Origin of the sequence: Microcoleus sp. PH2017_28_MFU_U_A (assembly GCF_020738035.1) — a bacterium.
In the GTDB taxonomy this organism is placed as follows: domain Bacteria; phylum Cyanobacteriota; class Cyanobacteriia; order Cyanobacteriales; family Microcoleaceae; genus Microcoleus.
Genome location: NZ_JAEQCX010000061.1, coordinates 23680 through 38103, shown reverse-complemented (window position 1 = coordinate 38103; position 14424 = coordinate 23680). Strand labels below are relative to the sequence as shown.

General features: G+C 44.3%; 10 protein-coding genes. 5 read left to right on the top strand and 5 right to left on the bottom strand.

Features of this window, described 5'->3' with window-relative positions; translation table 11 throughout:
* The first annotated feature begins 56 nt into the window (after positions 1-56).
* The 3 genes from JGK14_RS15720 to JGK14_RS15710 all read left to right on the top strand — a co-directional run bounded on the left by JGK14_RS15720 (position 57) and on the right by JGK14_RS15710 (position 5123).
* Positions 57-2660, top strand: a complete 2604-nt coding sequence (locus JGK14_RS15720) for a CHAT domain-containing protein (RefSeq protein ID WP_325315257.1) — start codon at positions 57-59, stop codon at positions 2658-2660.
* A gap of 13 nt (positions 2661-2673) precedes the next feature.
* Positions 2674-3030, top strand: a complete 357-nt coding sequence (locus JGK14_RS15715; RefSeq protein WP_293324647.1) for a hypothetical protein — start codon at positions 2674-2676, stop codon at positions 3028-3030.
* 596 nt (positions 3031-3626) lie between these two features.
* Positions 3627-5123 (top strand): hypothetical protein, encoded by a 1497-nt coding sequence (locus JGK14_RS15710; RefSeq protein ID WP_293233329.1) that lies wholly within the window; start codon positions 3627-3629, stop codon positions 5121-5123.
* Between the two features lie 16 nt (positions 5124-5139).
* On the opposite strand, the gene JGK14_RS15705 is transcribed toward JGK14_RS15710, so the two are convergent.
* The 3 genes from JGK14_RS15705 to JGK14_RS15695 all read right to left on the bottom strand — a co-directional run bounded on the left by JGK14_RS15705 (position 5140) and on the right by JGK14_RS15695 (position 7134).
* Complete coding sequence (locus JGK14_RS15705) at positions 5140-5754, bottom strand: type II toxin-antitoxin system PemK/MazF family toxin (protein WP_293181765.1); 615 nt, start codon at positions 5752-5754, stop codon at positions 5140-5142.
* Between the two features lie 4 nt (positions 5755-5758).
* Positions 5759-6241 carry a type II toxin-antitoxin system antitoxin SocA domain-containing protein gene (locus JGK14_RS15700; protein ID WP_293181767.1) on the bottom strand — a complete coding sequence of 161 codons (483 nt, stop codon included), beginning with the start codon at positions 6239-6241 and terminating at the stop codon, positions 5759-5761.
* A gap of 422 nt (positions 6242-6663) precedes the next feature.
* Positions 6664-7134, bottom strand: coding sequence for a DUF4079 domain-containing protein (locus JGK14_RS15695; protein ID WP_293181769.1), 471 nt, complete (start codon positions 7132-7134; stop codon positions 6664-6666).
* A 96-nt stretch (positions 7135-7230) separates the two neighbouring features.
* Between JGK14_RS15695 and JGK14_RS15690 the strand changes: the two genes are divergently transcribed.
* Positions 7231-8712 carry an ankyrin repeat domain-containing protein gene (locus JGK14_RS15690; protein ID WP_293181771.1) on the top strand — a complete coding sequence of 494 codons (1482 nt, stop codon included), beginning with the start codon at positions 7231-7233 and terminating at the stop codon, positions 8710-8712.
* A gap of 232 nt (positions 8713-8944) precedes the next feature.
* On the opposite strand, the gene JGK14_RS15685 is transcribed toward JGK14_RS15690, so the two are convergent.
* Positions 8945-9895, bottom strand: a complete 951-nt coding sequence (locus tag JGK14_RS15685; RefSeq protein WP_293181773.1) for a 2OG-Fe(II) oxygenase — start codon at positions 9893-9895, stop codon at positions 8945-8947.
* A gap of 296 nt (positions 9896-10191) precedes the next feature.
* A complete protein-coding gene (gene purH, locus JGK14_RS15680; protein ID WP_325315256.1) occupies positions 10192-11736 on the bottom strand; it encodes a bifunctional phosphoribosylaminoimidazolecarboxamide formyltransferase/IMP cyclohydrolase in 1545 nt (514 codons plus the stop codon).
* A 473-nt stretch (positions 11737-12209) separates the two neighbouring features.
* Here purH and JGK14_RS15675 point away from each other — a divergent pair, with 473 nt between their 5' ends.
* Positions 12210-14102 carry a PAS domain S-box protein gene (locus tag JGK14_RS15675; RefSeq protein WP_442921455.1) on the top strand — a complete coding sequence of 631 codons (1893 nt, stop codon included), beginning with the start codon at positions 12210-12212 and terminating at the stop codon, positions 14100-14102.
* The last annotated feature ends 322 nt before the right edge of the window (positions 14103-14424 follow it).

Here is a 14424-nt window from a genome sequence, read left to right as displayed (position 1 = left end):
AAAGCCTCAAATGATTGCAGAGCAATTATTTGAGGTTTTGAGAATTCTGAATTCTTTTGAAATTAAATCCGATCGAATATCTGCGGAATGTGGGTTATATTGCCGCCTTAGAAGTTCGCACCCGCGATGCCTTTCCTCAAGATTGGGCTCAGACGCAAAATAATCTGGCTGTTGCCTACAGTAAAAGAATCAGGGGAGAGAAAGCACAGAATATCGAAATGGCGATTCGGTATTACACTGCCACCTTAGAAGTTTACACCCGCGAAGCCTTTGCCGAATATTGGGCAACGATACAAAATAATCTGGCAAATGCCTACCGTGAAAGAATCAGGGGAGAGAAAGCACAGAATATCGAAATGGCGATTCGGTATTATACTGCCGCCTTAGAAGTTCGCACCCGCGATGTCTTTCCTGAATATTGGGCAACGACACAAAATAATCTGGCACTTGCCTACGGTGACAGAATCAGGGGAGAGAAAGCAGATAATATCGAACTGGCGATCGCATCTTACACCACCGCACTAGAAGTTTACAGCCGCGAAGCCTTTCCCGAACAATGGGCTCAGACGCAAAATAATCTGGCAAATGCCTACAGTAACAGAATTAAGGGAGAGAAAGCAGAGAACATCGAACTGGCGATCGCATCTTACACCAATGCTTTAGAAGTTTACACCCGCGATGCCTTTCCCGAACAATGGGCTCAGACGCAAAATAATCTGGCTGCTGCCTACAGTAACAGAATCAGGGGAAAGAAAGCACAGAATATCGAAATGGCGATCCTTTATTTCCGAAATGCACTCGAAGTCGACACCCACGAAGCTTTTCCGCAAAGTTATGCTCAAACATTATGGAATTTGGGGCTTGCCTATCGAAAAGTTCCCAACTTGCGGCAAGCCCACGATACTTTTGCTGATGCTATTAACACCGTAGAATTTATGAGGAGTGAGATTCATTCTGGAGATGAAAGCAAGCAGAAATTAGCCGAAGAATGGAATGAACTTTATCGAAATATGGTGGAAGTTTGCATAGAACTAAAAAACTACACAGCAGCCATAGAATACGCGGAACGCAGCAAAGCCCGCAACTTAGTCGAACTCCTTGCCACCCGCGACCTCTACCCCAAAGGTGACATTCCCGAAACCGTGATCAACGAACTCTCGCGCCTGCGTCGAGAAATTGATGCCGAACAGCGACGACTCGAAATCGAACCGACAAATCCTAACAGCAACGGCGGCACGATATCGGGAGAACGCAGCCCCCAAATCGACAACCTACAAACCACCATTCGCGTTCAAACCAATCTAACCCAATTACGGCAACAACTAGATGAATTGATGACCCGCGAAATCAAACCCATCGACCCCGACTTCGCACTCACCCAAGAAGTTAAAGGCATCTCCTACAGCGAGATTCAATCCCTCACAGCCGAAAACACCGCTATCCTTCAGTGGTACATTACAAGCGACAGACTTCTTACTTTCATCATCACCCCAGAATCACCAACTCCTACAGTCTGGCAATCTTCAAAAGCCGACTTTAAAGCCTTGGAAAATTTGGCTAACGAGTATCTGAAAGACTACCAAGAAAACAAAACTCAATGGCAGAAAAACCTCGCCTCCCGCCTCCAAAGTCTAGCTGATATTTTGCATCTCAACGATCTTCTGGGAAGAGTTGCCAAAAAGTGCGATCGACTAATTCTCATTCCCCACCGCTTCCTGCACCTTCTCCCCCTTCACGCCTTGCCAGTTAGCCGTGAAATCTGGCAGCGGTTTAATTCAGAAACCCCATCTCCCGAACCCACTAATCCTTGCCCGCTAGATTGCTTCAAACAAGGTGTCCGCTACGCCCCCAGTTGCCAACTGCTGCAACAGGCACAAAGGCGAGAACGCCCCAATTTCACACACCTATTTGCCGTCCAAAATCCCAACAATAACCTGCCGTTTACCGATATAGAAGTACCAGCGATCCGTCAGAATTTCCCACCAGAAAATCAAGATATTCTCATCCAAAATAATGCCCTAAAATCAGTTATAAACGACAGCCGCCTCCGCATCGCCCACTGCGTCCACTTTAGCTGTCACGGCTACTTTAACTTTCAGCAACCTTTGCTCTCCGCATTGCTGCTAGCCGACAGCGAATTACCCCCGCCAGCGCCAGCAGAATCAAACCCCAACCGTTATCAACCCTTAAAAAATGGCAACATTCTCGACCTTGACAAATGCCTCACCTTAGCAGACATCTTTGCCCTCGACTTCCGAGAATGTCGCCTAGTAGTCCTCTCCGCCTGCGAAACCGGCATCAGCGACTTTAGCAGCATCAGCGATGAATATATCAGCTTACCTAGCGGTTTCCTGGTGGCTGGGAGTTCCAGTGTAGTACCGACACTTTGGGCTGTTAATGATTTGTCTACTTCATTGCTGATGATAGAATTTTATCAGAATCTCAAAGCCGGGTTAAGCGTCGCTCTTGCCCTCAACAAGGCTCAACTTTGGCTGCGGGATGTTACAGTAGAAAAGTTACAACAGTGGACAAGCAAACTTTCGATACGTCCCTCCCTAAAAGAGGATCTATACGATATGCTCGATAATCTAGACTCCACAGAACAACCACCTTTCCGATCGCATTATCATTGGGCTGCATTTTGTGCAACTGGTCAGTAGAAATCAAATAAGTATGCCGGAAATTAATCAGAAAAATATCAACGCCTTCATACACCTCATCAAAAATCATAAACCCCTGTTTTTGATAGACAATAGGCATGAAGACCTTAATCAAGCAAAAGATACTTTCCGAGAAACAGAGGACGATCTTGCTGATGATATCATTGAATGGTGTGCAAAGTACACCGACATTCAACAAGCATTACGCCAGACTCGCAAAGAGTTGTATCCAGCAGCAACCAAATCTACGGAGAATCGCCTACCCGGAAGCAAAAAAATAAATCCTCCACCAACTCCTACACCTCCCAAAGCTGCCAAAGAAACGCTATTAAATGCCATCCAAGAAAGTTTTCCCAACCAGTCAAAATAGAAGACTGGGCGGTTGAAATAATAGCAACCCCCAAGGCGATGGGATAAATTGTAGGGTTCCTACATTTTTATTTAGGGTGGGGTCTAATTAATCAATAAAATCCCAAAATCCTGTAGGGGCGGGTTCGCCAACCATCTATAAAACCTACCAAAAATCTCATAAACCCGCCCCATCCCCGCCATTATTCACATGAACATCTTGCGGATAAATTCATGGTACATTTTGATTTTCAGTTGGGTGGGGGCGGGTTTACAAACCATCTATAAAACAATACGGTTCACTTAACGCTTTTTTACAAATTTCATCTCACGATTTTATAGGCAAGACAGGCATTTTTTGCAGTTCAGATTGCTCTTAAGTGAACCGTATTGATCTATAAAACTCACAAAAAATCTCATAAACCCGCCCCATCCCCGCCATTATTCACATGAACATCTTACCGATAAATTAATGGTATATTTGGATTGTCAGTTGGGTGGGGCGGGTTTACAATATTATTTGTTTTTGCCATATATTTTTGGTGAACCCGCCCCTACAAATCGGGTTTATTATAAAAACACAACGTGTCTTATCTGAACAATATTAGGCTCTAGGTGATGAATAGCACTCAATTGATAGGCAAACTTGCCAATCCGAAACTAACGCTGTTTGCCTTTCAATTGTGCAACAACCTTGCCAAAGGCGACCAACAAACTGTAGACAATGCCGACCATTTATGGCATCAATGCGTTGCTTTGGGAAACCTGCTGCAAACTAATCCAAAACTCGATGCTTTACCCGAACACCTTGCTAACAAAAAGAGCCAAAATAGCCAACCAAGCGAGTATTTAGAACTTTATGAGTCAGATGGTGATAGAATCCTATCATTTACGACTCTCAGCCAACCGGACAAAGTATCGCTGCAAGGCGCAATTTATCCGGTGCAACTGCATGACACTTACGCCCTTGACTTGACGCTGCTTGCTACAGATACACTAGAAACCAACCAACTCAAAAATCTAAATTTTCAAGGTTGTCTGCTACCTAATAAAATCCAAGCATCGCTCGGACAAACCCTGCTATTATTTGCCAAACCAGTTGATTTTTCTGGTAATCATCAAGAATTAGCAGTAGCTTGTGTAGAAGCTTTGTTTCAAGATGTAGAAAACCAGCCAAAACCCTATTTAATTGCAGAGGGCCAACTTCTCGGTAGTCCGATTTGTGAATTTGACAATGCTCAAGCAAATCCGAGTTTAAACTGCCATATCCTAGTCTGGTTAAACACAGATGAAAAAACTTCAGAGTTAGAGGATAGTGGTGATTATTATCGTCTGCTGCTGAATTTGTTATGCTGTCGGACTAAAATCCTTTACGTCTATGACAAAGCGGAGCGCTGCAACAAGGAAGCGAGGAAACTGTACAGCCAATTAGAACAGAAGGTGGAAGAGTTTGGCAAGTTAAAATCAGATCCAAAAGAGCGACTGCAACAACTAGAAGATTGGCTGATTCAACTTCCCCAAATCGGGTTTGAGTATGCCCGCTATTTGCGAGATATAGAACTTCACCTAACTACAATTGAAACGAATGCTGACAATTATAGTCACTGGCACAAACAACTTGTCAGTTGCAGCATCGAAGGAACAGATAACTTAGATTTTATCGAAGATTTCTTGAGTGGGAGTTGCCAGATGTTTCAGAAACAGATTAAAATCAACATGAGTTATCTTACCGCAGGACGGCAATTGTTTCAGCAGATGATTGAAACAATCCGAATAATTGTCGAATTGGACGGTCAAAAACAACAAGCAAAGTTTGAAAAAGCGGAAAGAAACAGCGATACCGAATTGCAAAACACGATTCAATCGGTAGGTGCAGGCATCGGTGCAGGCATCGGTGTAGCCGGAATTATTGCTAGCAGCTATCCTCTGATAACTCAAGTTCCAATAGCACCTTTTTCTACATCTTTACCACCGCATCCCTTTGTATTATCCCTTTTCTTCAGTTTGATATTCGGCGCAGGCTTTGGCTTTGGTACTTGGCGGTTGACTCGGAGAATTAAGCCCAAGGATAGAGATGATAGCAATCAGATAATTGGTAGAATACCGGGCGGTTGAAACCGCCGTCTGCATCTCACCATAATTCGAGGTCGCTTATGACTTTTTCTAAATCAATCTTTTTCGTCATGTCCTTCGGCAAATAATCAAAAACTTTCTCTAAAACTTCCACAGACACATTCTCGATCAACCAATCATCACTAGAATCATTCTCCAGATTCAAAAAATACTTTAAACGTTCTTCTATCGACTCCTTATCTCCTTTATCCACTTGTCCAACTCGCTCAAACCAATTCCCTTGGGAGTCCTTAAAACAATTAGCATCAATAGTACATATCTGATGCACTAAAGCCAATGAATTGCGATCGAGACCATTTTTGCTAGTCGAGTTAATCGGATACGCTGTTGGCAAACCTTTACAGGTTTCTTGGAAAGTTAAGGGAATCACGGTAAAAGTTTGTAAGCATTCAGACTTATCTTGAAATTGGTCGATTTCCCAAAAGAGATAATGATGCTCTCCCCGCAAAACCCTACTATAATTAACTATTAGTTTACAATCAACTGTCTTGCATTCCATCTCGTCTGGTTGACTTAAATCATAAATGTGATTATGATTGTGTTGGCAACGAAGAGATACTTTCTGGGGATTCACTAAATAAATCCAACCTTGACGAGGTGTTTTTCCAGCCACATTATCACCCTAATTCATTGATTAATTTTTGTCTTTCTGTCTCTAGATTCAGCCTCACCACTTGATCTTGTTGATGGCTATCTTTAACCTCAATCATTGGCGCAGTGCTGTACACATACTTTAGCAACTTCTGGATTTTATCCTGTCCTGAACCTGCCCATTCTTTCCGAATGTTTTCTAGCATTAGTTTTAGTCCTACAGGTAATTCTAAATCATCGATATTACCTGCTTCGGCACCAAGTCGGATAAATATAGTTTCTCCCACAAATTCTTGAACAATTGTTTTGCCATTCATTTGATTTAAGGCGACTATTATGTCTTCGTTCCAAGGGCTATAGTGATAATAACGCCAATTGAGCTGCGTAAGTTGTTTGTTTGTCCATTTGACAGCATAAAGGTCGGCTAAATATAAGAATTTGATTAATTGGTTTTTTGTAATGTGGCCTTTGGTGGCGCAAACAAAATAGTTGATGAGGGTTTCTAGCATGGCTTTGATTCTTTGTATAGCCTTTCAAGCGAAAGATGAGGTACTATCCAGAATAGGGCATAGGGCATAGGGCATAGGGCATAGGGCATAGGGCATAGGCGAAACCGGGCACGCAGGCATACCTCACCACGCTTGAGAACCGCTATAGGTGCGTCGCTATTATAAAAATTCATTAATTCCATCGATAATCTGAGCGCGATGTATCTTACGACTGTTGGGAAAGACTAAAAGATAGGGTTGTTTATTCAACTGTTGAACAACCAAGGTGCGTCGCTATGAGATTGTCGATCGCGACACACCCTACGAATGTTACGATTAAAGAAACCGGGTTTTTAGCAGAATTTACGCCTACAGCGAAGTAAACGCGTGAAAAACCCGGTTTCTGGACACCCGCGCGCAAGTCCTGAATCGTACTTTAAACGTTACATTTTACTGATGATTCTTTGCACGATTTCTACACCTGTTACCGCCTGCCAGCCAAATAGCCCCAACAGCCCCACATTTAGAACGATGTGAGTGTATCTCGCCCAATTTTGACCTTTTTGCATGAACGGAGTCAGAGACGCTGAAATGGCAATTATAGCGGTCATTCCCAAGCCTGCTACTAGGTGCGGGGCGACAAATAGTTTGCCGTTGTTGATGTAGGTGACGGCCATTCCGCCGATCGCACCCGTTACCATCAAGCCTAGCAGCAAAGAGCCCATCTGATGGTGCTTGATATTGAATTTGCCCTTAATTAACTCTTTCTTGACATCACCTTCCGCACTTCTGGTACGGCGGATTTGAATTCCCAGATACAAAGCATAAAATGAGATTGCTAGCAATACCCACATTAAAACTGGGTGGAAGAATTGACTCCAAACTTTCACAGACTGCGGAATTTCCAGATTCATAGTGTTCTCAGGATTAGTAAACATACTTCATAAAACTTAGCATACCAGTAAGTCCGTCTCGTGCGACGGTACAAATATACGGTATGAGAGACTATTATGCCTGCCACTAAACAAGACGCTGTATTGATCCAAGCTGCCAAGACTGGCAACATTATTCACGTCCAAGCCTTACTCGCTAAGGGCGTTGACGCTAACGCCAAAGACTCTGAGGGGACGACGGCTTTGATGTTTGTCGCCCAAAAGGGCTATACGGAAATCGTGCGTATTTTACTAAACAATGACGCTAATGTCAACCTCGCAAGCAGACGTTTTGGCCTCACGGCTTTGATGTTGGCTGCGGCTAACAAACAGGCTGATGTTATGCGGCTGTTGTTGGCTGCGGGTGCTGATGTTGATGCTAAAAATGATGATGGAAGTACGGCTTTGATGGCGGCTTCTCTCAAAGGTGATATCAATGTTGTCCGGCTGTTACTTGATGCTAAGGCTGATGTGAATGTCCGAGATAAAGATGGAGATTCGGCTCTGAAAATAGCTGCTTTGTCGGGACACGAAGCTGTTGTTCAAGCTTTGGCTGATGCGGGTGCTGTTGCTGATAATTCTATGCTATTTTCAGCTATTAGTCAAGGTAGCGCTAAAATTGTCCGAATTTTGCTCGATCGCGCTGCGGATGTTAATCTTAAAAATCAGAGGAGCAAAACTCCTTTGATGCTGGCTGCTACGGCGGACAATTTGGCGGTAGTCGAGACGCTGCTAGCCGCTGGTGCTGATTTGGAAATTCCCGACAAAGAGGGCGAAACTGCTTTAACTTTGGCTGCGGATTGCGGTAATGTTGATGCGGTGCGAGTTTTGCTGGCTGCGGGTGCTAATGCGAATGTCAAAAGTGGAGATGGCGGGACGGCTTTGATGGCGGCGGCTGCTGGGGGAAATTTGCCGATCGCACATATCTTACTAGATGCTGGCGCGGATCTCAACGCGAAGGACAGAGATGACGAAACTGCGTTGAATTTTGCCGTGGTTGAAGGCTGTCAAGATGTGGTGGAATTGCTGTTAAACCGAGGTGCTTATGTCGGTTCGAGAAATCGGTTGGGCGATACGCCTTTGCTGGTGGCGGCTGTTCACGGTCACAGTGCGATCGTATCCGCTTTGCTGCAAAAAGTAAACTCAAATCGCCCAGATTTCCTGAATGCTAAAAACTTTGGCGAGACAGCTTTGACTCTAGCTGCGTTTCACGGACATACTGAAACGGTGAAAGCCTTGCTTGACGGCGGTGCAGATCCGAATATCCCGGCGGATTTGGGGAAAACTGCTTTAATGAAGGCGTGCGATCGCGGTTATATGGCGATCGTCAAAATATTAGTCGAAAAAGGTGCAGATGTCAACTTGCTCGATGAATCCGGCGCAACTGCTGTGATGTGGGCCGCCCATCGCGGTTATGCTGATGCTGTAGAGATTTTAATCGCCGCTGGTGCAGAGTTAAATCACAAAAATCCGGGAAATTATACAGCTTTAATGTTAGCTGAATTTAAAGGTTATTCCACTGTCGTGAAATTGCTCAAAAATGCCGGAGCTCAGGAGTAAAAATCGCATCGTGGGAGATGCAGACGGCGGTTGAAACCGCGTCTATACAAACCAACCAGACGGCGGTTGAAACCGCGTCTATACAAACCAAGTCCGCCTCCGCGGACTGAAGAAAATGCTGTGTCAAGAAAAAACGTAATGTTAACCATCCATTCTTCAACCCGCGGAGGCGGGTTTTGTTTTTGTAGACGCGGTTTCAACCGCCGTTTTATCTTAACCCGCAAATCTTGTCTCAATCGGCTTTACGCACCCAGCCATTAATAGTAAACCTACTATCAGCAAAAGCTTTAGAGGGACAGCTAACTCGCAAAACTTCGTGCATATAGCGACTCAGAAAAAATACAATACTATTATTCCGAGGTTCAACCGTTCTGAATGTCTCATCTGCAACATAAAAATTGTTCTCGACTTTGCTATCGTAAATCAGCAATTCCCCGCCTGAAAAAGCCTTAGGTTCTCGGTTGAAATAATAAACGTAAGTAAAAAATCTGCTTGCGGTATCTGGCGAACCGCTGTCGTTGTGAAGTTTATAAAAGTTGTTGTCATTGTGCATAGTTAACTGAGCTTCTATGTCACCAAGCGCAAATGCTGGGATATTTAATTTACGCAGCACATCGGGGAGAATTGCTTTAATGCGATTCACCATCAGTGTAGAAAATTCCGGGAAGGAGTGGAGCACCATTGAGCGACGGTAATCTTCGGCATTTGTTGAGGTACTGGTAGTTACAAATTCTGACTCTTTGGCTAAAACATATTTGATTAGTTTGTTCTTTTCTGCGGTTGTCAAAAAGTTATCTATTTGGGCGTAGCGAGATATTAAATCGTCATTTACGGGTGCAGGGGCGGGAATTTCTGCGGGAATTTCTGGGGGAATTTCTGGGATAATTTCTAGGGGGATTGCTGGCTGCTGCGGTTGCGGTTGCTGCAAGAAAATTGGGGGTTCGGTGACTAATCCGACGAGATGTTCGGCGGGAAACGAAAGGCTGGAACGCCCGTCGTCTATGGGGATTTGGAATAAGGTGGAAAAACCTACTGTCTGTTGCTGGCGATCGACTAATGCTTTGACAAGGTTGTGCAATAATGGTGTGTCGGATTTGAGCGTAATAGTGCACTGATGTCCGCCGGTAAGCAGGATTTTAACTTTTACGTCTTGGGGTTTAATTTGCTGTTCACTGTAAGTCATAATTTTTTTAAGGACGCAACTGGGAACTCGTTAGGACATAATAGTGTTGATTGGTGTCACAGTCTTCTCGATCCCCCCTAGCCCCCCTTAAGAAGGGGGGGACAAGAGTATCAAAGTCTCCCGTCTTAGTAAGGATAAGAGTATTCTCAAAGTCCCCCTTCTTAAGGGGGATTTAGGGGGATCTAGACTCGGATACCAACGAGAGATACAAAGAATTTTAGACTTAAGTTGACACCGGCGAACACTATTGTATCCCTATCATAGGCTACACAATTAAGAATTGCTAGGCATTATTCCTAATGCAAGAAGTGGCGGATATCAGTGAAAACCATGGTGATTCCGAGTTGGTTGGCTGCTGCGATCGAATCTTTATCGCGCATACTTCCTCCCGGTTGGACGATCGCAATTATCCCCGCTTCAGCCGCCGTTTTGACGGAATCGTCGAAGGGGAAGAAGCCATCGCTAGCCAAAATCGCTCCTTTACTCTTCTCTCCCGCTTGTTCCAACGCTAGTTTAACCGATCCCACACGGTTCATTTGTCCGGCGCCGACACCGATTGTAGTGCGATCGCGCGTCACAACGATCGCATTTGATTTAACGTGTTTCGCTACTTTCCAAGCAAACAGCAATTCTTCCCACTCTCCCGCCGTCGGTTGCTTCTCGGTAACGGCGCGCCATTTGCTAGTTTCTTCTACTACATTATCCGATTCTTGCACCAGCAAACCGCCTGCAATTACTTTCACAGTTTGCGCTGGCCCTCGATTCAAATCCGGCAAAATCAATACTCGAACTTTCGCCTTTTTCTTGATAATTTCTTCCGCTTCCGGTTCGCAGCCTGGGGCGACAATACACTCTAAAAATGTCTTAGTTAGCGCCGTTGCAGTAGCAGCATCAATCGGGCGATTCAGGGCAACAATTCCGCCAAAAGCTGAGACTGAATCCGTGTCAAGAGCTTTTTGATACGCTTCCGAAATAGTCGAGCCCAAGGCTGTACCGCAAGGATTTGTATGCTTCAGAATAGCGGCGGCGGGAGTCTCGGGAAATTCTACAATTAACCGCCTTGCTGCTTCTAAATCTACTAAATTATTGTAACTTAATTCTTTGCCTTGCAGGATAGTGCTAGTCGTCCAGCCTGTCGGTGCATTTCCGCTTTGATACCAGGTGGCGGCTTGGTGGGGGTTTTCGCCGTAGCGGAGTGTTTGCAGCTCTGTTCCCGATACGCTAAACTCCTGTGGTAGCTTCGATTGTGGCTCGGATTGGCTGCTGAGATAATTTGCGATCGCGCGATCGTAATTTGCTGTATGCTGAAAAGTTTCTAACGCACATTTTTGCCGAAACTCTAAGGATGCTTCCGCGCCGTTTTGCCGAAGTTCTCCTAAATAAGTATTGTACTGTTCTGGATTGCACAAAACTGTCAAATGAGCGTGATTTTTAGCTGAAGCCCTCAGCATCGCCGGCCCGCCGATATCTATATTCTCAATTGCGTCTGCTAGAGTAACTCCAGGTTTGGCAATAGTCTGTTCAAAGGGATACAAATTGACTACAACTAGATCGATCGCCCGAATTTGATTTTCCGTTAAATCCGCGAGGTCTTGCGCTACATCGCGGCGTGCTAAAATACCTCCGTGGATTCGCGGGTGAAGTGTTTTGACTCGCCCGCCCAAAATTTCGGGAGAACCAGTATATTCCGCAACTTTCGTGACAGGGATTCCTGCTTCTTTGAGGGCGCTTGCTGTCCCGCCGCTGCTAATTATGTCAAATTCAAATTCTTCTACTAGACTGCGCGCTAAGTCGATTAGCCCGGTTTTATTGGATACGCTCAGAAGTGCTAGACGTGCCATTGGTTTGAAATTGCGATCGCAAAAATAGACAGGTTACATTGTATATCAAATCTGTCCGCAGGTAGATATTTTGCTAATTGGTAATTGTGATTATTTCCTGAGAGTTAAAGCATGAGCCTGCTTGTGAGCCAGCGAACTTACTTCAAAATCATATAATAATTTATACTTGGCAATTGCTTCTAAATATTTAGAATAGGGGGAGTCGATAGTGTTATTTTGTCCCCTAGGAGGCTGATTGAAGCCATTTCTCGCCTTAATGGTTAGTTTGCCAACTACGTAAATCCCGATGTTGTTGAAATTACTTACTCAAGTGGAATAGATCATTCCATGGAGATAGATATTAAATCTCAAAGATATTTTAGGATGAATTATAAAAGTAATGTGTTAGCATCGAAGGGAAATTGTTTTCTGCCTAGATTAAAATAAAAATTTCGCGATCGCAACACCTTAATAAAAAAATGGTAGGTTTAAATATGTTTTTTCATGAAGCTGATTCAGAAAATAAGGTCAGTAATATTAGAAGTACCCACAAAACACTTTCTAAAAATATGAACAATAGAATGGACTGTCAAGAGTTACCCCAAAAAATAGCCGATGATTGCATAGAAGCCAATTTTGGACAATCTGACAGTATTAGTATTTGCGAAATGCAAAAAATGCAAGAAGCAATTGAACAGTTAGAACACGATTTAAAAGCTAGCGAATCTCGGTTTCGGAATGCGATCGCCAAAAATGCCGACGGCATCGCAATCGTCAATAAGCAAGGGCTTGTATGTTTTGCCAACCCATCAGCAGAAGCGCTATTTAACTGCAAAGCAGAAGAACTTTTAGGTCAAGCATTTTTTGGCAATTTGGTAGTAGAAGGTTCAGCTTGCGACATTGAGATGGACTCGGATATTATTCCCCAAGTTGGAGAAACAGAAGCAGCAGGAATGCGCGTCGTGCAAACAGAAGTTGAAGCTATTCGCCAGCACAAAGCAAATGCTGTAGTAGAAATGCGGGTGGTGGAAACAGAATGGGAGGGAGAAATGGCTTATTTAGCCACGTTGCGGGACGTTACCGATCGCAAGCGCGCAGAAGAAATGCTTTGGTTGTACGATCGGGCTATGGCTGCTACCAGCACCGGAGTTACCATTGCTGACGCCACCGATCCAGAACATCCAATTATTTATTGCAATCCCGCCTTTGAAAGCATGACAGGCTATCGACGGGAAGAAATTATCGGGAAAAACTCGCGATTTTTGCAAGGAAGCGATACCGATTCCGAGGCACTAGAAATAATCCGCCAAGCCTTGACAACCGAAAGCGAATGTCAGGTAATATTAAAGAATTACCGCAAAGACGGAACAATTTTCTGGAATTCTTTCTCAATCTCTCCAGTGCGCGACAAAAAAGGCAAATTAACTCATTTCATCGGCGTACAGAGAGACATCACAGATCGCAAACAAGCCGAAGAATCCTTGCGAAATTCCGAAGCACAAAGCAGAGAACAATCAGCACAACTAGCAGCAGCACTTGACGAACTAAAAAATACTCATTCCCAATTAGTTCAAAGCGAAAAAATGTCCAGTTTGGGATTGCTAATTGCCGGAGTCGCTCACGAAATCAACAACCCCGTCAGCTTCATTCACGGAAATCTCGCTTACCTCAAAGATTATATCCAAGACTTATTTCACCTCCTAGAACTTTACCAACAAAATTATCCCAATCCAGTCGCTGAGATTCAGCAAGAAACAGCAGAAAACGATCTCGACTTTTTAGCTGAAGATTTACCCAAAATCATGTCTTCAATGAGCGTAGGCGTCGATCGCATTTGCCAGATTGTGCAGTCGCTGCGGAACTTTTCGCGGCACGACGATTCACAAATGAAACCAGTTAACCTCCACGAAGGTATTGACAGCACGCTGTTAATTCTCAATCACCGCTTGAAAGGAAACGGCGAAATGCCGCCAATTCAAATTGTCAAAGAATACGGAAATTTGCCGCTTGTAGAGTGTTTTGCCGGGCCGATAAATCAAGTTTTTATGAATATTCTCAGCAATGCGATCGATGCTTTAGACGATCCGAACATTAGGGAAGATTTTCAAGAAATGCCGGAAAATTTCCGCCAGATTAGAATTTGTACCGAAGTTATCGGCAATGTTGTAGAAATCAAAATTTCTGACACCGGGCCGGGAATAACTGAGGAAGTCAAGCAGCGCATATTCGATACATTTTTTACTACCAAACCCGTTGGGAAAGGCACGGGAATGGGTTTGTCAATTAGCTATCAAATTATTGTAGAAAGACATCAAGGAGAATTATATTGTACTTCGGAATTGGGCAAAGGCACGGAATTTATTATCAAAATGCCGATCGCACATTAGTGTGGTTAGCCATAATAAAAATTGTTTGTAGATGCAGCAGACGGCGGTTGAAACCGCGCCTACACAGGCAAAACCCGCCTCCGCGGGTTGAAGAGAAGAGTAGTCGATGAAAATTATTTTACCCTTTTCCGTCGGCGTCCGGCGGACTACCCTTCGGGAAGGCTAACAGGTTTTTATAGGCGCGGTTTCAACCGCCGTCTGCATCTGGGTAATTGCTCTCTTCAACCCGCGGAGGCGGGTTTTGTTTGTGTAGGCGCGGTTTTAACCGCCGTCTGCATCTGGGTAATTGCTCTCTTCAACCCGCCTCCGCGGACATCGCTTG

Excerpts from the sequence above, each read along its gene's own strand:
- JGK14_RS15715 (WP_293324647.1), top strand. The coding sequence starts at position 2,674 with ATGCCGGAAATTAATCAGAAAAATATCAACGCCTTCATACACCTCATC.
- JGK14_RS15710 (WP_293233329.1), top strand. The coding sequence starts at position 3,627 with ATGAATAGCACTCAATTGATAGGCAAACTTGCCAATCCGAAACTAACG.
- JGK14_RS15700 (WP_293181767.1), bottom strand. The coding sequence starts at position 6,241 with ATGCTAGAAACCCTCATCAACTATTTTGTTTGCGCCACCAAAGGCCAC.
- JGK14_RS15695 (WP_293181769.1), bottom strand. The coding sequence starts at position 7,134 with ATGAATCTGGAAATTCCGCAGTCTGTGAAAGTTTGGAGTCAATTCTTC.
- JGK14_RS15690 (WP_293181771.1), top strand. The coding sequence starts at position 7,231 with ATGCCTGCCACTAAACAAGACGCTGTATTGATCCAAGCTGCCAAGACT.
- JGK14_RS15685 (WP_293181773.1), bottom strand. The coding sequence starts at position 9,895 with ATGACTTACAGTGAACAGCAAATTAAACCCCAAGACGTAAAAGTTAAA.
- purH (WP_325315256.1), bottom strand. The coding sequence starts at position 11,736 with ATGGCACGTCTAGCACTTCTGAGCGTATCCAATAAAACCGGGCTAATC.
- JGK14_RS15675 (WP_442921455.1), top strand. The coding sequence starts at position 12,210 with ATGTTTTTTCATGAAGCTGATTCAGAAAATAAGGTCAGTAATATTAGA.